General features: G+C 33.6%; 21 protein-coding genes and 5 tRNA genes. 2 read left to right on the top strand and 24 right to left on the bottom strand.

The window, feature by feature from the left end:
- Positions 1-27: 27 nt before the first annotated feature.
- Positions 28-1,617, top strand: coding sequence for a peptide chain release factor 3 (locus Q4Q34_RS12740; RefSeq protein ID WP_303316160.1), 1,590 nt, complete (start codon positions 28-30; stop codon positions 1,615-1,617).
- A gap of 131 nt (positions 1,618-1,748) precedes the next feature.
- A complete protein-coding gene (locus Q4Q34_RS12735) occupies positions 1,749-1,985 on the top strand; it encodes a (4Fe-4S)-binding protein (protein WP_303316161.1) in 237 nt (78 codons plus the stop codon).
- Positions 1,986-2,297: 312 nt separating this feature from the next.
- Here Q4Q34_RS12735 and Q4Q34_RS12730 read toward each other — a convergent pair whose 3' ends face one another.
- From Q4Q34_RS12730 to Q4Q34_RS12615, 24 genes are all read right to left on the bottom strand, one after another.
- The gene (locus Q4Q34_RS12730) at positions 2,298-2,615 is read right to left on the bottom strand and encodes a DUF3467 domain-containing protein (protein WP_135877069.1); all 318 of its coding nucleotides are present in this window, start codon (positions 2,613-2,615) and stop codon (positions 2,298-2,300) included.
- Positions 2,616-2,743: 128 nt separating this feature from the next.
- Positions 2,744-7,045, bottom strand: coding sequence for a DNA-directed RNA polymerase subunit beta' (gene rpoC, locus Q4Q34_RS12725; protein ID WP_303316162.1), 4,302 nt, complete (start codon positions 7,043-7,045; stop codon positions 2,744-2,746).
- 71 nt (positions 7,046-7,116) lie between these two features.
- On the bottom strand, positions 7,117-10,929 hold the full coding sequence (gene rpoB, locus Q4Q34_RS12720) for a DNA-directed RNA polymerase subunit beta (protein ID WP_303316163.1): 3,813 nt from the start codon (positions 10,927-10,929) through the stop codon (positions 7,117-7,119).
- Between the two features lie 125 nt (positions 10,930-11,054).
- Entirely contained in the window at positions 11,055-11,432 is a 378-nt protein-coding gene (rplL, locus tag Q4Q34_RS12715; protein ID WP_303316164.1) for a 50S ribosomal protein L7/L12, read from the bottom strand.
- A gap of 64 nt (positions 11,433-11,496) precedes the next feature.
- Entirely contained in the window at positions 11,497-12,018 is a 522-nt protein-coding gene (gene rplJ / locus Q4Q34_RS12710) for a 50S ribosomal protein L10 (RefSeq protein WP_303316165.1), read from the bottom strand.
- A 19-nt stretch (positions 12,019-12,037) separates the two neighbouring features.
- Entirely contained in the window at positions 12,038-12,727 is a 690-nt protein-coding gene (gene rplA, locus Q4Q34_RS12705) for a 50S ribosomal protein L1 (RefSeq protein ID WP_303316167.1), read from the bottom strand.
- Between the two features lie 19 nt (positions 12,728-12,746).
- Complete coding sequence (gene rplK, locus Q4Q34_RS12700; protein WP_135877075.1) at positions 12,747-13,184, bottom strand: 50S ribosomal protein L11; 438 nt, start codon at positions 13,182-13,184, stop codon at positions 12,747-12,749.
- 75 nt (positions 13,185-13,259) lie between these two features.
- A complete protein-coding gene (gene nusG, locus Q4Q34_RS12695) occupies positions 13,260-13,814 on the bottom strand; it encodes a transcription termination/antitermination protein NusG (protein WP_135877076.1) in 555 nt (184 codons plus the stop codon).
- 18 nt (positions 13,815-13,832) lie between these two features.
- Positions 13,833-14,027, bottom strand: a complete 195-nt coding sequence (secE, locus tag Q4Q34_RS12690) for a preprotein translocase subunit SecE (RefSeq protein ID WP_135877077.1) — start codon at positions 14,025-14,027, stop codon at positions 13,833-13,835.
- 158 nt (positions 14,028-14,185) lie between these two features.
- Positions 14,186-14,258 (bottom strand) — tRNA-Trp (locus Q4Q34_RS12685).
- Positions 14,259-14,322: 64 nt separating this feature from the next.
- Positions 14,323-15,510 (bottom strand): elongation factor Tu, encoded by a 1,188-nt coding sequence (tuf, locus tag Q4Q34_RS12680; protein ID WP_303316168.1) that lies wholly within the window; start codon positions 15,508-15,510, stop codon positions 14,323-14,325.
- Between the two features lie 75 nt (positions 15,511-15,585).
- Positions 15,586-15,657: transfer RNA gene (locus Q4Q34_RS12675), tRNA-Thr, on the bottom strand.
- A 68-nt stretch (positions 15,658-15,725) separates the two neighbouring features.
- Positions 15,726-15,798 (bottom strand) — tRNA-Gly (locus Q4Q34_RS12670).
- Between the two features lie 154 nt (positions 15,799-15,952).
- Positions 15,953-16,034: transfer RNA gene (locus tag Q4Q34_RS12665), tRNA-Tyr, on the bottom strand.
- A gap of 82 nt (positions 16,035-16,116) precedes the next feature.
- Positions 16,117-16,190 (bottom strand) — tRNA-Thr (locus Q4Q34_RS12660).
- A gap of 101 nt (positions 16,191-16,291) precedes the next feature.
- Entirely contained in the window at positions 16,292-16,594 is a 303-nt protein-coding gene (gene hpf, locus Q4Q34_RS12655; protein WP_303316169.1) for a ribosome hibernation-promoting factor, HPF/YfiA family, read from the bottom strand.
- A gap of 34 nt (positions 16,595-16,628) precedes the next feature.
- Positions 16,629-17,519: a tyrosine-type recombinase/integrase gene (locus Q4Q34_RS12650; RefSeq protein ID WP_303316170.1), complete on the bottom strand. Its 891-nt coding sequence runs from the start codon at positions 17,517-17,519 to the stop codon at positions 16,629-16,631.
- Between the two features lie 167 nt (positions 17,520-17,686).
- Positions 17,687-17,881: a 30S ribosomal protein S21 gene (rpsU, locus tag Q4Q34_RS12645; protein ID WP_135877081.1), complete on the bottom strand. Its 195-nt coding sequence runs from the start codon at positions 17,879-17,881 to the stop codon at positions 17,687-17,689.
- Between the two features lie 82 nt (positions 17,882-17,963).
- Positions 17,964-19,361 (bottom strand): alpha-amylase, encoded by a 1,398-nt coding sequence (locus Q4Q34_RS12640; RefSeq protein ID WP_303316172.1) that lies wholly within the window; start codon positions 19,359-19,361, stop codon positions 17,964-17,966.
- Between the two features lie 277 nt (positions 19,362-19,638).
- Positions 19,639-20,808 (bottom strand): acyl-CoA dehydrogenase family protein, encoded by a 1,170-nt coding sequence (locus Q4Q34_RS12635; RefSeq protein ID WP_303316173.1) that lies wholly within the window; start codon positions 20,806-20,808, stop codon positions 19,639-19,641.
- Between the two features lie 105 nt (positions 20,809-20,913).
- Positions 20,914-21,828, bottom strand: coding sequence for a ComEA family DNA-binding protein (locus tag Q4Q34_RS12630; RefSeq protein ID WP_303316174.1), 915 nt, complete (start codon positions 21,826-21,828; stop codon positions 20,914-20,916).
- A gap of 16 nt (positions 21,829-21,844) precedes the next feature.
- The gene (locus tag Q4Q34_RS12625) at positions 21,845-23,434 is read right to left on the bottom strand and encodes an alanine/glycine:cation symporter family protein (RefSeq protein WP_303316175.1); all 1,590 of its coding nucleotides are present in this window, start codon (positions 23,432-23,434) and stop codon (positions 21,845-21,847) included.
- Positions 23,435-23,542: 108 nt separating this feature from the next.
- On the bottom strand, positions 23,543-24,565 hold the full coding sequence (locus Q4Q34_RS12620) for a potassium channel family protein (RefSeq protein WP_303316176.1): 1,023 nt from the start codon (positions 24,563-24,565) through the stop codon (positions 23,543-23,545).
- 18 nt (positions 24,566-24,583) lie between these two features.
- Entirely contained in the window at positions 24,584-24,811 is a 228-nt protein-coding gene (locus Q4Q34_RS12615; protein ID WP_303316179.1) for a PspC domain-containing protein, read from the bottom strand.
- Positions 24,812-24,818: the final 7 nt, after the last annotated feature.

Here is a 24,818-nt window from a genome sequence, read left to right as displayed (position 1 = left end):
ATTTGCAACCCATTTGTATAAACATATATGAGTTTTTTAGAGGAAATACAACGCAGACGTACCTTTGGTATTATTTCGCACCCCGATGCCGGTAAAACGACTTTAACTGAAAAGTTATTACTCTTTGGTGGTGCTATTCAAGAAGCCGGAGCTGTAAAAAGTAACAAAATAAAGAAGGGTGCAACCAGCGATTTTATGGAAATAGAGCGCCAACGTGGTATTTCTGTTGCTACCTCCGTTTTAGCTTTTGAATATAATGGTATCAAAATTAATATACTTGATACGCCTGGACACAAAGATTTTGCTGAAGATACTTTTAGAACATTGACAGCGGTTGATAGCGTTATTGTAGTAATCGATGTTGCTAAAGGTGTCGAGGAGCAAACCGAAAAATTAGTTGAAGTCTGCAGAATGCGAAACATTCCAATGATCGTTTTTATTAATAAAATGGATAGAGAAGGAAAAGACGCTTTCGATCTTTTAGATGAAATAGAACAAAAGTTAGGATTAAAAGTAACCCCATTGAGTTTCCCTATTGGTATGGGATATGATTTTAAAGGTATTTATAATATTTGGGAAAAGAATATTAATTTATTTAGTGGTGACAGTAGAAAAGATATTGAAGAAACCATAGAAATTAAAGATTTAGGGGCTTCAGAACTAGATACGCTAGTTGGGGATCATGCTGCTCAGACACTAAGAGAAGAAATCGAACTTGTTGAAGGTATTTATCCAGAATTCAACAAAGAGGAATACCTTAATGGCAACATACAACCTGTATTTTTTGGTTCTGCATTAAATAATTTTGGTGTTAGAGAGTTATTAGATTGTTTTGTTGAAATTGCTCCAAAACCACGAGCTAAAGATAGTGAAGAACGTTTAGTACAACCTGATGAAAATAAATTCTCTGGCTTCGTTTTTAAAATACATGCTAATATGGACCCTAATCATAGGAACCGGTTAGCTTTTGTAAAAATTGTTTCTGGTGAATTTAAACGAAATACACCTTATTTGCATGTAAGGCATAATAAAAAATTAAAATTCTCTAGTCCTAATGCCTTTTTTGCTGAAAAGAAAGAGATTGTGGATATATCATTTCCTGGAGATATCGTAGGATTGCAAGATACTGGCAGTTTTAAAATTGGGGATACATTAACTGAGGGAGAAATACTAAACTATAAAGGCGTTCCTAGCTTCTCTCCCGAACATTTTAGATATATTAATAATGCTGATCCTTTAAAATCCAAACAACTTTTTAAAGGCATAGACCAGTTAATGGATGAAGGTGTTGCTCAACTATTTACACTAGAGTTAAATGGCAGAAAAGTAATTGGAACCGTTGGTGCATTACAATATGAAGTTATTCAATATAGATTAGAGCATGAATATGGAGCAAAATGTTCTTATGAAAATTTAAATGTGCATAAGGCTTGCTGGGTTGAACCTGAAGATTCAAAAAGTGAGGAGTACAAAGAATTTATTAGAGTAAAACAACGTTTTCTAGCGAAAGACAAACAAAATCAGCTAGTATTTTTAGCAGATTCTCCTTTTTCATTACAAATGACACAGCAAAAATACCCTAGCATTAAGTTTCACTTTACTTCAGAGTATAACTAATTATTGTGTGCATTTAATCGATTTTTTGGTTTTTAAACGATAATTTCATACATTTAATCGATTATTTTAAATATTTTAACTAATCACATTATAAATTTAAAATAGAATTACAGCCTTAAAATAACCTACTTATGAAAACTAAAGACAATGTTTTCAGTAATTTAGACATTACTGTAACTTTTGACCCCTGTACTTGCATACATTCTGATCATTGTGCAAAAGAACTTTCAAGTGTATTTCAAGATTCTGTTATTCCTTGGATTGATCTTGAAGGAGCGCCTACCGAAAAAATAATACAGCAAGTAAAAAAATGTCCTTCTGGTGCCTTGCAGTTTCATTACAACAAAGACGATAAAAAGGTCGCATAAAACTTAACAAAGTAAAATAAGCTCATTTAAGCTATTTTATACATGTCGTCTATCATATACCATATAAAATTTAAAAAAAGAACTGAAAGCTAATTTATTTAGTCCAAATTTTAAGAGGTATAATTAAAATTAATGGAATATTTTTTTAATATAGTTAATTGTTATAAAAATAAAAGCTCTTGAAAATTTCAAGAGCTTTTATTTTTTATGCTTGACCCGTCGGGCCAAAATTTAAAGGTATGGGTGGTTGCTCTAGAAAGTATTTCGAGCAACCTTATTAAGCACCTGATAATTATAAGTTATACTTAAATATTATGCTTGACCCGTCGGGCCAAAATTCAAGGGTATAGGTGGTTGCTCGTAATCCTTTATTTCACCATGTGCATTTTCAAACCTAGCTACATTTTCTCCTAAAGCTTTTAATAAACGTTTAGCATGTTGAGGCGTTAATATTATTCTAGATTTCACTTTACTCTTAGGAATTCCAGGCATAATATTTACAAAATCTACAACAAACTCTGAAACTGAATGATTAATTATAGCTAAATTGGAATATGTTCCTTCAGCTACTTTTTCATCCAGTTCAATGTTAATTTGACCTTGCTTTTGATTATCTTTTTCGTTTGCCATAACATATATGTTTTTTAATTAATTAAAAAATCCTGCTATTGCAGGATTTTTCTCTTTATGAGATTCCCACCTACGTGGGAATAATTCGATTATCCAACTCTCTTTTAAAAAAGAGAGCCGGAATCTCATTAATTATAATTTAATTCTTGTTTTACCTGCATCATTTCATCAAACTCTTCTTTAGAGCCTACAATGATATCTGTATAACTTCTCATACCTGTACCTGCTGGTATTCTATGTCCAACAATTACATTTTCTTTCAATCCTTCTAAACTATCTACTTTACCTGCTACAGCCGCTTCGTTAAGAACCTTAGTTGTTTCCTGGAACGATGCTGCAGAAATAAATGATTTAGTTTGAAGTGAAGCCCTTGTTATACCTTGCAGTATTGGAGTAGCAGTTGCTGGCTTAGCATCTCTTGCTTCTACAAGTTGCTTATCTTCTCTACGTAAAATTGAATTTTCATCTCTTAGTTCACGAGGCGAAATAATTTGTCCCGCTTTAAGATTTGTTGAATCTCCAGCATCTTCAATTACTTTCATTCCGAAAATATCATCATTTTCTTTTATGAAATCTGCTTTATGAGCTAATTGATCTTCTAAGAAAATCGTATCACCAGAATCAATAATACGTACTTTACGCATCATCTGTCTTACAACAACCTCAAAGTGCTTATCATTAATCTTCACACCTTGCAAACGATATACTTCTTGTACTTCGTTTACTAGATATTGTTGAACTGCAGAAGGTCCTTTAATGTTTAAGATATCGTTAGGCGTAATTGAACCATCAGAAAGTGGCATACCAGCTTTTACGTAATCATTTTCTTGAACAAGAATTTGATTCGATAGTTTAACAAGGTATTTCTTGATCTCTCCTAATTTAGATTCTACAATAATCTCACGATTACCTCTTTTTATCTTACCAAAAGAAACAACTCCATCAATCTCACTTACTACAGCTGGATTAGAAGGGTTACGCGCTTCGAATAGCTCCGTTACACGAGGTAAACCTCCGGTAATATCACCCGCTTTAGCAGATTTACGTGGTATTTTAACTAAAATTTTTCCAACCTTAATTTTTTCTCCATCGTCAATCATTAAGTGAGCTCCTACTGGTAAGTTATAAGAACGTATTGTTTCACCTTTTGCATCTTCGATATGAAGTGTTGGGATAAGTTTCTTGTTTCTAGATTCAGAAATTACTTTTTCTTGGAAACCTGTTTGTTCATCGATTTCAACTTGATAAGTAACACCTTGTTCTATATTTTCATATTTCACTTTACCAGCAAATTCTGAAATAATAACACCATTATATGGATCCCAAGAACAAACTACATCTCCTTTAGTTAAGCTATCTCCATTTTTAACATAAATGGTTGAACCATAAGGGATATTATTTGTACTTAAAACAATTCCTGTTTGTTTATCTGTAAGCTTAAGCTCTGATGTTCTAGAGATAACAATATCAACGATGTTACCTTCTCCATCTTCACCTTTAACTGTTTTTAAATCTTCAATTTCAGCAAGACCATCAAATTTAACAGCTAATTTATTATCTTCAGAGATGTTACCTGCAATACCACCCACGTGGAATGTACGAAGTGTTAACTGAGTTCCTGGTTCTCCAATAGACTGTGCAGCGACAACACCAACAGCTTCTCCTCTTTGTACCATCTTACCTGTCGCTAAATTACGACCATAACATTTAGCACAAATTCCTTGTAAAGCTTCACATGTTAATGCAGAACGTACTTCTAAACTTTCAATTGGAGATGCTTCTATAGCTTTTGCTATATCATCTTCAATTAATTGGCCAGATGCTACTAATAACTCTTCGGTTAAAGGATTGTAAACATCATTTAATGAAACACGTCCAACAATTCTCTCTTCTAGCTTCTCTACAACTTCATCGTTCTTCTTTAATGGCTCAACTTCTACGCCTCTTAACGTACCACAATCTTCTGTATTGATAATAACATCTTGAGATACATCAACTAAACGACGTGTTAAGTAACCTGCATCGGCTGTTTTAAGAGCGGTATCTGCAAGACCTTTACGTGCACCGTGCGTAGAAATAAAGTATTCTAAAATTGAAAGTCCTTCTTTAAAGTTAGAAAGAATTGGATTCTCAATAATCTCGCCACCACCTGCATTAGATTTTTTAGGCTTTGCCATTAATCCACGCATACCTGTAAGCTGACGAATCTGTTCTTTAGATCCACGAGCTCCAGAATCAAGCATCATAAACACCGAGTTAAATCCTTGCTGATCTTCACGAATACGCTTCATAGACAACTCTGTCAATTCTGCATTTGTAGATGTCCAGATATCAATAACCTGATTATAACGCTCATTGTTTGTTATAAGTCCCATGTTATAGTTACCCATAATACCATCAACTAAGCCATTCGCTTTATCAATCATACCTTGCTTTTCCGGTGGAATGATAATATCACCTAAACTAAATGATAATCCACCTTGGAATGCAAATTTGAATCCTAATGTTCTAATAGCATCTAAGAAATCTGCTGTTTCAGGAACTGAAGTAAACTTCAAGATACTACCAATAATATCTCTTAATGATTTTTTAGTAAGCACTTCATTAATATAACCTGCTGCTTGTGGCACATGTTGGTTAAATAATACACGACCAACTGTAGTTTCTACAATTGTAGGCGCTAATTTACCATCTTCATTAATATCTATCGTTCTTACTTTTATACCTGCATTTAAGTCTACTTTCTTTTCATTAAAAGCAATAACAACTTCTTCTGAAGAATAGAATGTTAAACCTTCTCCTTTAATTGGCACTTCTGGAGTAGATTTACGTAACTTGGTCATATAGTATAAACCAAGTACCATATCTTGAGAAGGTACTGTTACTGGAGATCCGTTAGCTGGATTTAAGATATTATGAGATGCCAACATCAATAATTGACACTCTAAAATAGCTTCTGGCCCTAGCGGTAAATGTACCGCCATTTGGTCACCATCAAAATCCGCATTAAATGCCGTACATACTAACGGGTGTAATTGAATTGCTTTTCCTTCAATTAATTTTGGTTGGAAAGCTTGTATTCCCAGTCTATGTAAAGTAGGCGCACGGTTTAGTAATACTGGATGTCCTTTAAGAACATTTTCCAAGATATCCCAAACCACTGGCTCTCTTTTATCTATAATTTTCTTAGCTGACTTTACAGTTTTAACGATACCTCTTTCAATTAGTTTTCTAATTACGAAAGGTTTGTAAAGTTCTGCAGCCATATTTTTTGGTAAACCACATTCGAATAATTTCAATTCTGGTCCAACAACAATAACAGAACGCGCCGAGTAATCAACACGTTTTCCAAGTAAGTTTTGACGGAAACGTCCTTGCTTACCTTTTAATGAATCTGATAATGATTTTAATGGTCTGTTAGAATCTGTTTTTACAGCTGATGATTTACGTGTATTATCAAATAATGAATCTACAGACTCCTGAAGCATACGTTTTTCATTACGTAAAATTACTTCTGGTGCTTTAATCTCAACTAATCTTTTAAGACGGTTATTACGGATAATAACACGACGGTATAAATCATTTAAATCAGACGTTGCAAAACGACCTCCATCTAGTGGCACTAATGGTCGTAATTCTGGTGGAATGATCGGAATCACTTTCATAATCATCCATTCTGGACGATTTTCTCTGTTTAGATTAGATTCTCGTAAAGACTCTACTACTTGTAAACGTTTTAAAGCTTCTGTTTTACGTTGTTTAGACGTTTCAGTATTTGCTTTATGACGTAACTCGTATGATAGTGTTTCTAAATCAATTCTTGCCAACAATTCAATAAGACATTCAGCTCCCATTTTAGCTAAGAACTTGTTAGGATCTGTATCGTCTAAATATTGATTGTCTTGAGGAAGTTCTTCAAGAATATTTAAATATTCTTCTTCTGTTAAGAAGTCCATTTTTTGTAATGGTTCTCCTTCTTCATTTTTGGCATTACCAGGTTGAATGACTACGTAACGTTCGTAGTAAATAATCATATCTAATTTCTTAGATGGTAAACCTAATAAATAACCTATTTTATTTGGTAACGAACGGAAGTACCAGATATGAGCTACAGGAACTACTAAATTAATGTGTCCTACTCTATCACGACGTACCTTCTTTTCTGTTACTTCTACACCACAACGGTCACAAACGATTCCTTTGTAGCGAATTCTTTTATATTTACCACAAGCACACTCATAATCCTTTACAGGACCAAAAATACGCTCACAGAACAAACCATCACGTTCTGGTTTGTGAGTTCGATAATTGATAGTTTCTGGTTTTAAAACCTCACCTCTAGACTCTGCTAAAATAGACTCTGGTGATGCTAAACCAATTGAGATTTTATTAAATCTCTTTACCGTATTCTTATCTTGTTTTCTTGCCATTTCTTTATAGTATTCAGTGTTCAGTGTTCAGTATCCAGTGCCAACCGTACACTGTTTACTGCTCACTAATTTTACTCCTCTAGTCTAATATCTAATCCTAATCCTTTCAATTCATGCATAAGTACGTTGAAAGATTCAGGTAGTCCCGGATCTGGCATTGGTTCTCCTTTAACAATACTTTCGTAAGTTTTAGCTCTACCAATAACATCATCAGATTTTACAGTTAAGATCTCACGCAAGGTACTTGATGCTCCATAAGCCTCTAGTGCCCAAACTTCCATTTCTCCAAAACGCTGACCACCAAACTGTGCTTTACCACCTAATGGTTGTTGCGTAATTAATGAGTAAGGTCCAATAGAACGTGCGTGCATTTTATCATCAACCATGTGCCCTAGTTTCAGCATGTAAATCACACCAACTGTTGCTGGTTGATCGAAACGCTGACCAGTTCCACCATCGTAAAGATAAGTATGTCCGTATCTTGGAATTCCAGCTTCATCTGTAAATTCATTAATTTGATCTATTGTTGCTCCATCAAAAATAGGCGTTGCATAGGTACGACCTAAGTTTTGTCCAGCCCAACCTAATACGGTTTCGTATATCTGACCAATGTTCATACGAGACGGTACACCAAGTGGATTTAATACAATATCAACAGGTGTTCCATCTTCTAAGAAAGGCATATCTTCCTGACGAACGATTCTTGCAACAATACCTTTGTTACCGTGACGTCCTGCCATTTTATCACCTACTTTAAGTTTACGTTTTTTAGCTATATAAACTTTTGCAAGTTTGATAATACCTGCTGGTAATTCGTCTCCTACAGAAATTGTAAACTTCTCACGTCTTAATGACCCTTGTAAGTCGTTTTCTTTAATTTTATAGTTATGAATTAAATCGGCAACAAGTTTATTTGTATGCTCATCTGTTGTCCATTTCCCAGACACCAAGTGTGCATAATCATCAACAGCATTTAACATTTTAAGTGTAAATTTCTTTCCTTTTGGAAGCACTTCTTCACCTAAATCATTAAAGATACCTTGAGCCGTTTTACCATTTACAATAGCAAATAATTTTTCAATTAAAGTATCTTTTAATGCATCAAATTTTGAATCATATATACCTTCTAATTGTAAAATATCATCTTTATCTTGAGCTCTCTTACGTTTATCTTTTACAGCTCTTGCAAATAATTTTTTCTCAATTACAACACCATTTAAAGATGGTGAAGCTTTTAAAGAAGCATCTTTTACATCGCCTGCTTTGTCACCAAAGATAGCACGTAATAGTTTTTCTTCCGGAGTTGGATCAGATTCACCTTTAGGCGTAATCTTACCGATAAGAATATCGCCAGGCTTTACTTCTGCACCTACGCGAATCATTCCGTTTTCATCTAAATCTTTAGTTGCTTCTTCTGAAACGTTAGGAATATCATTAGTTAACTCTTCGTTACCTAATTTTGTATCTCTAACCTCTAAAGAATACTCATCAATATGAATAGATGTAAAGATATCTTCACGCACTACTTTTTCAGAAATTACAATAGCATCCTCAAAGTTATACCCTTTCCAAGGCATAAAGGCTACTTTCATATTTCTACCTAAAGCTAACTCACCTTTTTGAGTGGCATATCCTTCGCATAAAACCTGACCTTTTGTTACAATGTCTCCTTTGGTCACAATTGGTTTTAGGTTAATAGATGTTCCTTGGTTTGTTTTTCTGAATTTTACTAATTGATATGTTTTAATATCGCTATCAAAACTAACCGCTGCTTCATCCTCTGTACGATCGTATCTGATTTTTATTTCGTTAGCATCAACATATAATACTTCTCCTCTTCCTTCTGCATTAATTAATACACGAGAATCTGAAGCTACTTGACGCTCTAATCCAGTACCAACAATTGGTGCTTGCGGCAATAATAATGGTACTGCTTGACGCATCATGTTAGATCCCATCAAGGCTCTATTCGCATCATCATGCTCTAAGAATGGAATTAAAGATGATGAAATTGATGATATTTGGTTTGGTGCTACATCTGTATAATGTAAATCTGATGGATCTATTACTGGAAAATCACCCTCCATACGAGCAATTACCTTATCATGTAATATTTTACCATCATCATCAACTTCAACAGTTGCTTGTGCAATTAATTTCTCCTCTTCTTCCTCTGCACTTAAATATGTTGGTTCATTTTTAATATCAACAACACCTTCTGTTACTTTTCTATAAGGTGTTTCAATGAATCCCATAGAATTCACTTTAGCATATACTGAAAGTGAAGAAATTAAACCAATGTTTGGTCCCTCTGGTGTTTCAATAGGACATAAACGTCCGTAATGCGTATAGTGTACATCACGAACCTCGAAACCTGCTCTTTCACGAGATAAACCTCCTGGTCCTAGTGCAGATAAACGACGTTTGTGTGTAATTTCAGCTAATGGATTTGTTTGATCCATAAACTGAGATAATTGGTTTGTACCAAAGAATGAATTAATTACAGACGATAATGTCTTAGCATTAATTAAATCTATTGGTGTAAAAACCTCATTATCACGAACATTCATACGCTCACGAATGGTACGTGCCATACGTGCTAAACCAACACCAAATTGTTGAGATAATTGCTCACCTACTGTACGTACACGACGGTTAGATAAGTGATCAATATCATCAATCTCTGCTTTTGAGTTGATAAGTTCGATTAAATATTTTATGATTGTAATGATATCTTCTTTGGTAAGTACTTGCTTGTCCATTCCGATATCAAGACCTAATTTCTTGTTCATTCTATAACGACCTACTTCACCTAAAGAGTAACGTTGGTCTGAGAAGAATAATTTATCAATGATACCACGTGCTGTTTCCTCATCTGGCGGCTCAGCATTACGTAATTGTCTGTAGATATGTTCAACAGCCTCTTTTTCTGAGTTTGTTGGATCTTTTTGAAGCGTGTTGTGAATAATGGCATAATCACCTTGTTCAGCACTTTCTTTATGTAAAAGAATTGTTTTTACCTCTGCCTCAATTATTTCTTCTACATTTTCTTTATCTAAAATAGTATCACGATCGAGCACAATTTCGTTACGCTCAATAGAAACTACCTCTCCTGTATCTTCATCAACAAAATCCTCATGCCAAGTGTTTAATACACGTGCTGCTAATTTTCTTCCTAAATATTTTTTCAATCCAGATTTAGATACTTTAACTTCTTCAGCAAGATCAAAAATCTCTAAGATATCTTTATCACGTTCAAAACCAATAGCTCTGAATAATGTGGTAACAGGTAACTTTTTCTTTCTATCAATGTAAGCATACATTACCTGATTAATATCTGTTGCAAATTCAATCCAAGATCCTTTGAAAGGAATAACTCTAGCTGAATATAATTTTGTTCCATTTGCATGGAAAGATTGACCAAAGAATACTCCAGGTGATCGGTGTAATTGAGAAACTACTACACGTTCTGCACCATTAATACAGAATGTACCACTTGGTGTCATGTAAGGTATCGTACCTAAGTACACATCTTGAACAATGGTCTCGAAATCCTCATGTTCAGGGTCTGTACAATATAACTTTAACCTTGCTTTTAGCGGAACGCTGTAAGTAAGTCCTCTTTCAATACACTCATCAATAGCATATCTTGGTGGATCTACGAAGTAATCTAAAAATTCTAAAACAAATTGATTACGAGAATCTGTAATAGGGAAATTTTCCATGAAGGTGTTATAAAGACCTTCATCTCCTCTTTCTTCTGATTTTGTTTCTAATTGGAAAAAATCCTGGAAGGATTTAATCTGAATATCCAAGAAATCTGGGTATTCTGTTCTATTTACAATAGACGAGAAATTTAATCTTTCAGCTTGTGTTGACAACATCAATGGACGGAATTATGATTAAAAAATAATAGTAATAACGTATGTAATAATTATATACGCAAAATGGTCTAGGCCTTGAAGATTGCTCTCCAGGCCTAAACCTTTATGTGTTTGAGTTGTTAAGCTTATTTAAGCTCAACCTCAGCTCCAGCTTCTTCTAAAGACGCTTTTAAACCTTCAGCTTCATCTTTAGAAACACCTTCTTTAATAGCGCTTGGTGCTTCATCAACTAAACCTTTAGCTTCTTTTAATCCTAAACCAGTTAATTCTTTAACTAATTTAACAACTGCTAATTTAGATCCACCAGCAGCTTTTAGTATAACATCAAATTCAGTTTTCTCTTCTGCAGCGTCTCCACCAGCAGCAGCTCCACCAGCAGCAACAGCAACAGCTGCAGCAGCAGGCTCGATACCATACTCATCTTTTAATATAGTAGCTAACTCGTTTACTTCTTTTACTGTTAAGTTAACTAATTGTTCTGCGAAATCTTTTAAATCTGCCATTTTTCTATCGTTTTAATAATTTTTTAATAATAATATAATTGTAATAAGTGCGTACTGCTTAAGACTATCCTTCTTTTTCGGATAGTGTTTTAATAATTCCAGCAATGGTTCCTCCACTTGATTTAAGTGCAGAAATAACATTTTTAGCTGGAGATTGTAATAATGTAACAATTTCTCCAATCAATTCTTCTTTAGACTTGATATCTACTAACATGTCTAATTGATCGTCGCCAAGGTAAATAGCCTCTTCAATAAAAGCTCCTTTTAATAAAGGCTTTTCTGATTTTTTTCTGAAGGCTTTAATTACTTTAGCTGGAGCATTTCCAGTTTCAGAATACATTACTGAAGTGTTACCTTTTAAAACTGTAGGAAGCTCTCCAAATTCTCTATCTGAAGCTTCCATTGCTTTTTCAAGTAATGTATTTTTAACTACTGCTAACTTAACGCCTGCTTTAAAACAAGCTCGGCGCAAATCTGAAGTATTACCTGCATTTAATCCTGAAATATCTGCTAAATAGATGTTAGCATTATCGGCTAATTGTACAGTTAATTCTTCGATTACTTGTGATTTTTCTTCTCTTGTCATAATAAAAGTTTTTAACTAATTAACCAATCTTAGTATCAACAGCAACACTAGGGCTCATTGTAGAAGACATAAAAATGCTTTTTACATAAACTCCTTTTGCTGTAGTTGGTTTAAGTTTCATTAATGTTTGTAATAATTCATTTGCATTACCTGCAATTTTATCAGCACTAAATGATGCTTTACCTATCGCAGCGTGTACAATACCTGTTTTATCAACTTTAAAATCGATTTTACCAGCTTTTACTTCTGTTACAGCTTTAGCAACATCCATAGTTACTGTACCTGTTTTTGGGTTAGGCATTAAACCTCTCGGCCCTAATACACGTCCTAAAGGACCTAATTTACCCATAACACTTGGCATAGTAATAATTACATCTACATCTGTCCAACCACTCTTGATTTTATCAAGGTACTCGTCTAAACCAACGTAATCTGCACCAGCTTCTTTAGCTTCTGCTTCTTTGTCTGGTGTTACTAATGCTAATACTTTCATATCTTTACCAGTACCATGAGGAAGTGATACAACACCTCTCACCATTTGATTTGCTTTTCTAGGATCTACTCCCAAACGCACTGCCAAATCTATTGACGCATCAAATTTTGTATTGGTAATTTCCTTTATTAATGCTGACGCTTCTTCAACAGAATAAATTTTTCCTTTTTCTATTTTTGCTGCAGCCTCTTTTTGCTTTTTTGTTAATCTTGCCATTTTTAATGTCTTTTAAAGATTAATTAGGAAATTTTCCTGTAACGGTTATTCCCATAGATCTTGCTGTACCAGCAACCATTTTCATAGCAGACTCTGTAGTAAATGCATTTAAATCTACCATTTTGTCTTCTGCAATAGTTTTAATCTGATCCCAAGAAACTTTAGCTACTTTTTTTCGGTTTGGTTCTCCTGAACCTTTCTTCACCTTGGCCGCTTCTAATAATTGTACTGCAGCTGGAGGAGTCTTAATTACAAAGTCAAATGATTTGTCTTTGTAAACAGATATAACTACTGGTAATACTTTACCAGGCTTATCTTGTGTTCTAGCATTAAATTGCTTACAGAACTCCATGATGTTAACTCCAGCAGCACCTAAAGCGGGTCCAACCGGTGGCGACGGATTCGCTGCACCTCCCCGAACTTGTAACTTAACTACTTTACCTAATTCTTTTGCCATTTTTAATAATTTAGTTAGATACGATTCTTATAGTTGGAAGCAAAAGAACGTATCTTTTATATAGTGTAACAATTATTATACTTTTTCTACTTGCATATAGCTTAATTCTAATGGTGTTTTTCTTCCAAAAATCTTTACCATTACTTCTAGCTTACGCTTTTCTTCATTTATTTTTTCTATAGTTCCATCAAATCCGTTGAAAGGACCATCAATAACTTTAACTGTTTCTCCTTTAGTAAAAGGAATGGCTACATTTACTGTTTCTTCTACAGATAGCTCATCAACTTTACCTAACATTCTGTTTACTTCAGATTGTCTAAGTGGCACAGGATCTCCTCCTTTTGTTTCACCTAAAAATCCAATGACGTTAGTAACCGAACGTATTATATGAGGCACTTCTCCTGTTAAATTAGCTTGAACCATTATATAGCCAGGAAAAAACACTTTCTCCTTATGGATTTTTTTCCCGTTTCTAATTTGGATCACTCGTTCAGTAGGAACCAATACTTGATCAACATAATCTTGAAGACCTAATCGAGCTATTTCATTCTCGATATAAGTTTTAATCTTATTTTCTTGACCACTTACGGCTCTAACAACGTACCACTTTTTTTCGCTTACTTCTGACATAAAATCAACATTAATCATTTAATTAATTAACTCAAAGTAATAACTAACAACTTTACTGAATACTGTATCTACTCCCCAAATTGCTAAGGAAAATATAATTGAAAATACAGCAACTAAAACCGTTAGACTTTGTGCTTCAGCCCATGATGGCCAACTCACATTGTTTTTAAGTTCTTCGAATGATTCTTTTACGTAATTTACAATTCCAGCCATTTATTATTTTTTTGAACACTTTACTTCGACTGCCTTTAAACACAGGCTACGTTCGGTGTAAACTTACTTAGAAACTTCTGTTTCTTATATTTTATGGGTTGAGAGACTTGCCTAGACTACGCTTAGCATAAACTTCTCACTCACAATTCTTTGCTTCGCACGGGTTGAGAGACTCGAACTCCCGACACCTGGTTTTGGAGACCAGTGCTCTACCAACTGAGCTAAACCCGTAAATATAAGTCAAGGTATTCCGAAAAAACGGAATACCTTAGCTTATTATTTATTTAAAACTGTATTAGTCTAAAATTTCAGTTACCTGACCTGCACCAACAGTTCTACCACCTTCACGGATAGCGAAACGTAAACCTACGTTCATTGCAATTGGTTGAATTAAATCAACAGTAATAGTTAAGTTATCTCCAGGCATAACCATTTCAACTCCATCAGGAAGCGCAATGTTTCCAGTTACGTCAGTTGTACGTACGTAGAACTGTGGACGGTAGTTATTATGGAATGGTGTGTGACGACCACCTTCTTCTTTTTTAAGGATATAAACCTCTGCTTTAAATTTAGCATGTGGAGTTACAGAACCTGGCTTACAGATTACCATACCTCTAGAGATTTGAGTTTTCTCAATACCTCTTAATAAGATACCAGCGTTATCACCAGCTTCTCCTCTATCTAATATTTGACGGAACATTTCGATACCAGTAATAGTAGATGTTAACTTCTCTGCACCCATACCAATGATCTCTACAGGATCTCCTGTATTTGCGATACCAGTTTCGATACGACCTGTAGCAACAGTTCCACGACCAGTAATAGAGAATACATCTTCAATTGGCATTAAGAAATCTTTATCAACTTCTCTTGTTGGCTCTTCGATCCAAGAATCACAAGCTTCCATTAATTCCATTACTGTATCAACCCACTTTTGCTCACCGTTAAGTGCACCTAAAGCAGAACCAGCAATTACAGGACCATTATCTCCATCATACTCATAGAAAGATAATAAATCTCTGATTTCCATATCAACTAATTCAAGTAATTCTTCATCATCAACCATATCCACTTTATTCATGAATACAACGATACGAGGAATACCTACCTGACGTCCTAATAAGATATGCTCACGAGTTTGTGGCATAGGACCATCTGTCGCTGCAACAACTAATATTGCTCCATCCATTTGAGCAGCACCCGTTACCATGTTCTTTACGTAATCCGCGTGACCTGGACAGTCAACGTGTGCATAGTGACGATTTTTTGTTTGATATTCTACGTGAGATGTATTAATAGTAATACCTCTTTCTTTCTCCTCTGGAGCGTTATCAATTTGATCGAAGTCTCTTGCTTCTGATAAACCTGCATCAGCTAATACTTTAGTAATAGCAGCAGTTAAAGTTGTTTTACCGTGATCTACGTGTCCAATAGTACCAATATTTAAGTGTGGTTTTGAACGATCGAAAGTTGCCTTTGCCATGTTTTTTAAATAATTTAATCTTAGTTATATAATAATATTAGTGTATTCTAATTTTTTCTTAGTTTTTTAAAATAGAGCCAATGACGGGAATTGAACCCGTGACCTCTTCCTTACCAAGGAAACGCTCTACCCCTGAGCTACACCGGCAGTTCATTTACGATTGCCGATTTTAGATTTACGATTTGCATTCGTACATCGTAACTCGTAAATTTTTGAGCGAGAGACCGGGTTCGAACCGGCGACATTCAGCTTGGAAGGCTGACGCTCTACCAACTGAGCTACTCTCGCATTTTTTAGATTTCTTTTGAAAATCTTTGGTTTTCAATATGTAATGAACTTTATCGAGAGATCACGTTCTAAATGACTTTCGTAATTACCTAAAATTCAAAGTTTTAAATTCATTTTTTCGATCACCAAATTTTAATCGGTTATTCAAAAAAAGTGGGGAGAGCAGGATTCGAACCTGCGAAGACGTAGTCAGCAGATTTACAGTCTGCCCTCGTTGGCCGCTTGAGTATCTCCCCAATTAAACTTATTTCACTTTTTTAAAGAACTTCCCCAAAATATTTTTATTTTGAGATTCCTATCTTTCACAAGAATTTAAAGAGCCGATGGAGGGACTCGAACCCACGACCTGCTGATTACAAATCAGCTGCTCTAGCCAGCTGAGCTACATCGGCATTTTTTATACTTTTTACGCATAAAAAAAGCCCGCTATTTCTAACGGACTGCAAATGTATAGATTTATTTTTTTAATCAAAACATTTTTTAAGAATTTTTACTATAAATATGATCTTAATTTCTCTTTTCTCTTTTTTAGCTGTCTTTCTAACGATGATACAGCAACATCTGCTCCTTCTTCAAAACTTTTACATTGTTTCTTCACTACAAAACTATCTCCGGGGACACTTACTCTTGCTTCAAAAATTTTATTTTCTTTTTCGCTTGTGTTTTCTACTTTTAAATAAACATCAGATTTAATAACTTTATCATAAAACATATCTAATTTATCCATTCGCTTTTGAATAAAATCTATTAACTTTTGGTCAGCATTAAAATTGACTGATTGGGTGTTTACTTTCATCCTTCTATTTTTTGGTTAATAATCTTTTACTATACTATTTTTTGCTTCTAGGATGTGCTTCTATATGCACTTTTTTTAATTCAGCTATACTATTATGTGTATAAACTTGAGTGGCAGCTAAACTTGAATGTCCTAAAAGCTCTTTAACAGCATTTAAATCGGCACCTTGGTTTAACAAATGAGTAGCAAAAGAATGACGCAAAATATGCGGGCTCTTTTTTACCTTTGTTGATGCCTCACTAAAATACTCATTTATTATTCTGTAAACAAGTGTTTCATATATTTTAAATCCCTTTTTCGTTAAAAACAGACTATCTACATCTGTAATACTCTGTAATTCAGCTCTTGAAATCAAATACTTACTCAACGTTTTAACGACTGAATCTAATAACGGGACAATACGCTCTTTATTTCTCTTTCCTAAAACCTTTAACATTTTATTATCAATATCTATACTTGCTAGGCTCAATTCAACTAATTCTATCCTTCTAATGCCTGTTGAATAGAAAAGTTCTATAATTAATTTGTTACGAATACTTTCGAAATCGTCATCAAAATTCAAGTCGTCTAAAACTGTTGTTATTTCTAATTCTGAAAACGGTACTTGAATTTTTTTACTTGTTTTTAAGGCTCTATGCTTTGATAATGGGTTTTGATTTATATCTTCAGTTTTTAAAAGAAACTTATAGTAAGTATTTAATGCGGATATTTTTCTATTAATACTTCTATTTGACAGTCCTTTTTCTACCATATAAACTATCCAACTTCTTATTTGGGAATAATTTACATGCTTTATTATGTTTGAATCATATTCTTCTTTTATAAATTCTGAAAATGCCTCTAAGTCTTTTTGATATGCATTAGCTGTTAATGCTGAGTATTTTTTCTCAAGTAATAAATAGTCTATAAATGGTTTTAATGGCATCCTTGATGTTACTTGTATGAAGATAAAAATACAAAGTTTTTATTGTTATTTGAGTCAAGAGCAAAAAAAATCCCGCTTAAAGCGGGATTCTAATATTGTATGTAAAGATTATTTCCAAAAGGAAATTACATCTAAAAACAAACTTCGATGACATCGAAAATTTCTTTTTAAACTTCTTCTGCATCTCTTAATCCTTGGATGTACTGAGCTTTTTGAATCTGTGCTCTACGTACTACTGAAGGTTTGTTAAACTGCTTACGTGTTTGCAATTGACGCTTAGTTCCAGTTTTATCAAACTTTCTCTTAAAGCGCTTTAGCGCTCTATCTATATTTTCTCCTTCTTTAATAGGAATTATTAACATAGTGTCTTAACCTCCTCTCTTTTAGATTTTCAGGGTGCAAATATAAGTTTAAATCAAGAATTAGCAACTAATTTTTATTTTTTTATTTTGGCGCCCAAACTGAATAACTTTTTGGTGGTACTTGTATTTTTACCCAGCGCCCCGATTGTGTTGTTGGTTCCCAACCTGAATGCCCAGTATAATCTTTTATAACTGTATTTGACCAATTTGTTTCTATCCAACGTTCTTGCCAAGTATCTGCATTGTTAATATACACCACTAATCCTAAATTGTTATTTCCATTTCTTTTAGCTATGTACTCATTATCGTCAACATATAATACATTAGTGCTTCCTCCTGCTAGGTTATTATGAATCCATATTAAATTATTTAGACGTTCTTTATTTAACCATTCTTCATAATCTCTATAAAAAATAGTCGGATAGCCTTCATGGGTCATTATATATGCATAAGCTAGTGTTTTTCCGTTATAAATTTCGTCAGTATCATGGTTTGTAACAAAAGTTACTGCTCTCATAGGATTACGTTTCCATAACATGTCTCCATTTAATTCGTTTAAGTTATTACCATTAAAAGCATCCCTCATTTTATAATAACATGCAAAGTCAAAAGCACTCACTTCTGCTTGCCCTGTCCACCAATCTAATGTACCTGCATTACCATCCCAATATTCTCCAACAGAAAATCCTCCTACTTCATTTTTCCAATCTTTTACAACCCATGGTTCAAAGCCTTTTACATAATCGAATCTCCATCCATCGAAGCCCATTACATTTTTATAATACTTTGCAACAGATTCTGTGTTTTTCCATAATTCATTTTGTACTCTAACTTGATGATGACATAAATCTGGAAAACCTCCAAAAATCCCAGAATCACTTCCATGATTATGATTTGGATGAAAATCGTTATAATCTCGAGTAAATTTCCCTGATAGTGGTGTAAACTTTGTCCAATTACTTTGGCCATTAACTGGGTTTATTTCACTCTGTCCTCCACTATTGTGATTAATAACTATATCTGCAATAACACTTAATTGAGCATTATGAGCAGAAGTAATAAGCGTTTTTAACTCATTTTCAGACCCAAAGCGTGTTTCTACGCTTCCCATTTGGTTGTATTGACCAAAATCAAAATAATCAAATGGATCATACCCCATAGAAAAAGCGCCATTTTGTGCTTTTGATGCAGGTGGTAACCAGATGGCATCTATACCTGCATTACTCCAATCTTGAACTTTTCCTTCTAAGGTATTCCACCAATTCCCTCCGGCTGGAACATCCCAATAAAAAGCTTGCATCATAACACCAGAACCTATTGGTTTTAGGTTACTCGCTACAACCGCTTTTGATGATACAGATTTTTGCTTTAATAATTGATCATCAGATGACTGATCATCTAATAGTTTTTCTTTAGAACAACCAATAAGCAATAAACATATTGGTAAGATAATTTTTAGTAGATTTTGAAGATTTTTCATAATGTTTAGTTTTAAATTTCCTTCAAATTATAAAACAAACTTCTAAATAAAAAACCTCCATTAACACGAAATCGATTTCGTGTTAATAACTTTATCAAATAATGTCTTCAATAAAATTAATCAGATAAAAAACTGGTATGCAAACACATAGATTTTAAAAAAACAATTGCTTTTTTATAAAAGTTAGGTATTCTAATTTACAACTGGCTTATACTCTTTCTTATCTATTACTATTTTGACGATAATCTTTTATGATTTTCGCCAAAACACTAATAAACTAACTCGTTGCTGGCTTATATTCTTTTTTATCGATTACTATTTTGGCGATAATCTCACGAAGGATTTCAGAAGTACCTCCCCCTATTGGACCTAGTCTACTATCTCTTAAAAGTCTTGCCATTGGATATTCTTCCATATAACCATAACCTCCTAAAAACTGAAGACATTGATAGATAACATCGTCTGCCATTTTTGTTGACTTCAATTTAGACATCGATGCCTCTTTAACGACGTACTCACCTTTATCTAACCTATGTGTAACTGAATAATTAAATTCTTTACAGATTTCCATTTCGGTATATAGATCAGAAATATTATGTCTTAGCGCTTGGAATTCATCAATTGATTTACCAAAGGCTTGACGGTCTGACATATATTGTAATGCATACTCCAGTGCATATTCAGCACGTGCATGTGCATTAACTCCCATAACCAAACGCTCTAAAGAAAAATGCTGCAATATATAAGCAAACCCTTTATTTTCTTCTCCCATTAAGTTAGCTGCTGGTATTTTAACATTATCGAATGCTATTTCTCCTGTATCTGATGCTCTCCAACCTAACTTATCTAATTTGGTTGCTGATACGCCCTCAGTTTCTCTATCTATTACAAATATGCTAACTCCTTTGTTACCTATCTCTGGGTTTGTTTTTGCAGCAACTACTAAGTAATCACTATATACGCCATTTGTAATAAATGTTTTAGAGCCATTAATAATATAATGATCGCCTTCTTTAACCGCAGTGGTACGCATTCCTGCTACATCACTACCACCAAAAGGCTCTGTAATACATAAACATCCTATTTTATCTCCAGTAATACTTGGTACTAAATATTTTTGCTTAATCGCTTCATTACCTTCTGCATTTAAATGCGTCATTGCCAAATAAACATGTGCCCAAATTGCAGCCGCAAAACCACCTGAATTTATTTTTTGAAGTTCTTCAAGAAGTATCACGGTATAGAATAAATCTAAATTCATTCCTCCATATGCTTCTGGATAGTTTATACCAAAAAAGCCCATGTCTCCAAATTTTTTCCAAATAAACCTATCTATAGTTCCCATTTTTTCCCATTTTTCAATATTAGGAACTACTTCTTTATTTAAAAAATCTTGAAGGCTTTTTCTAAAAAGATTATGCTCTTCTGTGAAGTACATACTATTCATCTATTAAATTTTATTATTCTTTATTGGTTAGGTGCAATTTATAATTAACTTTTCTGTATTGTGGTTGATTTCAAGTTAATACCCATTACATAAACGCTATTTTTTTTAATCGAGGGACAAATATAATTTAATTATATCGATTTTATTTACTGGAAAGTCTTTTACTTTTTTTAATTCTTCTAGAGACTTATACCCCTCTCTTAATTGACGTTGCTCAATTATATTATATGCCAAATCATAGTCTATATGCTGAATAGTTACCAAGTTATTCAAGGTCGCATTATTTATATTTATTCTTTTAATTTGTCTTGGTGTCTTAACTGTAAAATTGTTTGTTATTCTTTCAATGATTTCTGGAGTTAGTCCATATACATCCTGAAGTTGCACATCGTCTATAAAGCCTCCAACAAATTTATTTCTAAACTTTATAATACGCTCTGAAAAAACGACTCCAATACCATTTATTTTTTGCAGTTGTTGTGCAGTTGCCTTGTTCAAGTCTTGTTTTTGAGCAAAGGTTTTTGGTTTATTGTTAAAGTTGCCACCACGCCATCTGGCCTGTGCCTGTTCGCTAAAATTATCCACTGGATGATTTTTAGACACTCTATCCGGATTAGATACCCATTCTGGGAATTTAAAATATGGTGAAATTTGGTCTAATAGTGAGTCGGATATTTTTGTTATTTCTTGAAATTGCTTCGTTGAATTAATCCAATTATTCTGTTCTCCATAAATTAGTAATCTATCTATTTCTTTATTAGACATTCCTAACGATGCTCCTTTATAATCTGTTATAAAATTGGGGTTGAAAGGATATATCTTAGGTTTACGTTCTTCTAGTTTAACTATTCTAAGTGAATCCATTTCTTTGTTAAATTGAGCAAGAGTTTCTTTATCAACCGAAATGTCTTCAGATGAAAAGTCTACAAAAAAGTAAATACATTGCAACCCAATTATGAATAGTATTAATAAAAAAATCCCATTTCGTTGTTCTTTAGAAAACATGAAATGGGACTTCATAATTTATAGTTTTTATTTAATTACTACCAGGTTTAATAGCTTTTAAATACTTTGAAAGTTCTTCTCTAACTTTAGGAAATAAAATAAAGCATCCTATTATATTCGGTACAGCCATTGCAAAAATCATGGCATCGGAAAAATCTGTTACTGCACCAAGACTTACCGCAGAACCGATTATAATAAATAAACAAAATAAAATTTTATATGAATAATCTGAGGCTTTGGATCTTCCAAATAAGAACATCCAGGATTGTAATCCATAATAAGACCATGATAACATGGTAGACAATGCGAACAACACAACTGCTAAAGTTAAAACATATGGAAACCAAGGAATAACAGAAGCAAAAGCTTTTGATGTTGCTAACACACCATCTGGTGCTTTTACGCCATACTCCATGATACTTCCATCTCCATTTGTTATAATGATTACCAAAGCCGTCATTGTACAAACCACAACGGTATCAATAAATGGTTCTAATAAAGCGACCAAGCCTTCAGATGCAGGATATTTAGTTTTCACTGCAGAGTGGGCTATTGCTGCTGACCCCACACCTGCCTCATTAGAGAAAGCTGCTCTTTGAAAACCTATAATTAAGACACCTAGAACGCCTCCTGTAATACCTTTTGCATTAAAAGCCCCATCAAATATTTGCCCGAATGCAGAACCTATTAAATTAAAATTAGCCACTAAAATAACTATAGCAGCAATGAAATAAATTCCAACCATGAAAGGCACAACTTTTTCAGTAATGCTTCCTATTCTCTTTATTCCTCCAATAATAACTATGGCAACAATTATGGCCATAACAATTCCAAAAATAACACCAGCTGCAGTTGAGTTAGCTCCAATCATAGTATTAAATTGTTGTGCTGCCTGGTTTGCCTGAAACATATTCCCGCCACCAAAAGAACCACCTATACACATGATTGCAAATATAACGGCTAATACTTTTCCTAAACCTCCTTTACCAACATCTGCAAGACCTTTTTTAAGGTAATACATCGGGCCACCAAAAACAGTACCATCTTCACCTATATCTCTATATTTTACTCCAAGTGTACACTCTACAAATTTTGAAGACATTCCTAATAAACCGGCTAATATCATCCAAAAAGTAGCTCCGGGACCTCCTAAAGAAATTGCGATAGCAACTCCTGCTATATTACCTAAGCCTACTGTTCCTGATAATGCTGCAGTTAGCGCCTGAAAATGTGAAACTTCTCCATCTTTTCCTTCAATAGCAATAGTATCAACGATATCTCCATCAACTACATTTACCATTGATTTTGGTTCAACTTCATGATGATCAATATCATCATATTTACCTCTAACAATATTTATTGAAACTGGAAATAGTCTAATATTTACAACTTTAAATAGTATTGTAAAAAGTAATCCTGCCAATAAAAGCATAATAATTACTATAGGCATACCTACGTCTTCAGTAAATTGAACTGGATAAAAAACAATTGAACCCCATGCATCAGATATTGGTTTAAAAGCTTCATTGAATCTTTCATCAATACCTTTTTCGGCGGTCTCTTGTGCAAATGTTATAAATGGTAGTATTAAAGTAAATATTGAAAGAAAATATTTCTTCATAGGATATGTTGAATTAATTAATTTTATTGAAAAATTCTTATTAAAAGCTAGCAAGATGCTAAAAAAAAATGATTTTTTAAAACAATGGTTGTTAAAATCAATAATTCACTAATTGATATTGTACTCAGAATTGAGGGCATCTATCTGTTCTGGCCGTCCCAAAACGATAAGTTTTGAATTTGATGCTAATTCCAATTCTGCCTCTGGGTTCACCAAATATTCCCCCTTTTCATCTTTATAACCAATAACGGTACAACCTGTTTTTTTACGAAGGTCTAAATCCTTTATTGTTCTGGCTTCTTTCGAATTACTATAAAGTTTTTCAACTGCGACCTCTTCGATATTAATATTCGATTTACCAACAATTGACAGGTTATCAATAAACTCCATTAAACCAGGAACTACTACTAAAGAAGCCATATGATCACCTCCTATTTTATCAGGTAAGATAACATTATTAGCTCCTGCCAATTTTAATTTATCGTATGAAGTTTCTAGGGAAGCTCTGCTTATAATATTAATAGATTTATTCAATTGTCTGGTTGAAAGCACGACAAATAAATTATCGGCATCATTAGGCAAAGCAGATATTAAACAAGATGCTCTATCTATTCCTGCTTGAATAAGCGTTTCATCTTCATTAGCATTACCAATAACATAAGAAACACCATCAACCTGTAAACGTTCTTCTATTTCTTTATCTTTCTCTACGACTACAAATTCTTTTTTATGTGCCAAAAGTTTTCTAGCTGCCTGCTTACCATTTCTGCCGTAACCGCAAATAACAATATGACCTTTAAAACTATCTATCTTTTTTTGCATTTTCTTATGTATTAATTCATCAATATCATTTTTGCTCAATATATACTCGGTAATTATTGAGAGTGCATACCCTACAATAACGACGCTTGCTAATATTAAAAATATAGTAAAAATTTTCGATTGATCGTCCAAAGGAACCACCTCACCAAAACCTACAGTGGTCATAGTAATTACGGTCATATAAAGTGAATCAATCCACGAATAACTGGATATCATTTTATAACCAGTAACACCTATTAACAAAAGAACTACTAGTAAAAATACTGCTGTATATATTTTGGTTCTAAAAAATTTTATAAGTGGGTTCATGTGGATATACCAATTTGATTATAAATCGAAAACCGATGTGCGTTTGGTATAAACCAAATCTTTAATTTTTATCCAAAAAGCTAAGAATAAATATAGTGCAAAACCAAAACCGACAGTTACAAACGTTAGGTACATAAATGTTGTCCTTACTACTTTTGCTCTAATACCTAATCTATCTGCTATACGCTGACAAACGTAATAGCCGTGCTTTTGAAAAAACAATAAAGGTTTATAGATATAGTTCATGCCGCAA

This window comes from Flavivirga abyssicola (genome assembly GCF_030540775.2).
Classification (GTDB): domain Bacteria; phylum Bacteroidota; class Bacteroidia; order Flavobacteriales; family Flavobacteriaceae; genus Flavivirga; species Flavivirga abyssicola.
This window is presented reverse-complemented; position numbering and strand designations above follow the sequence as displayed.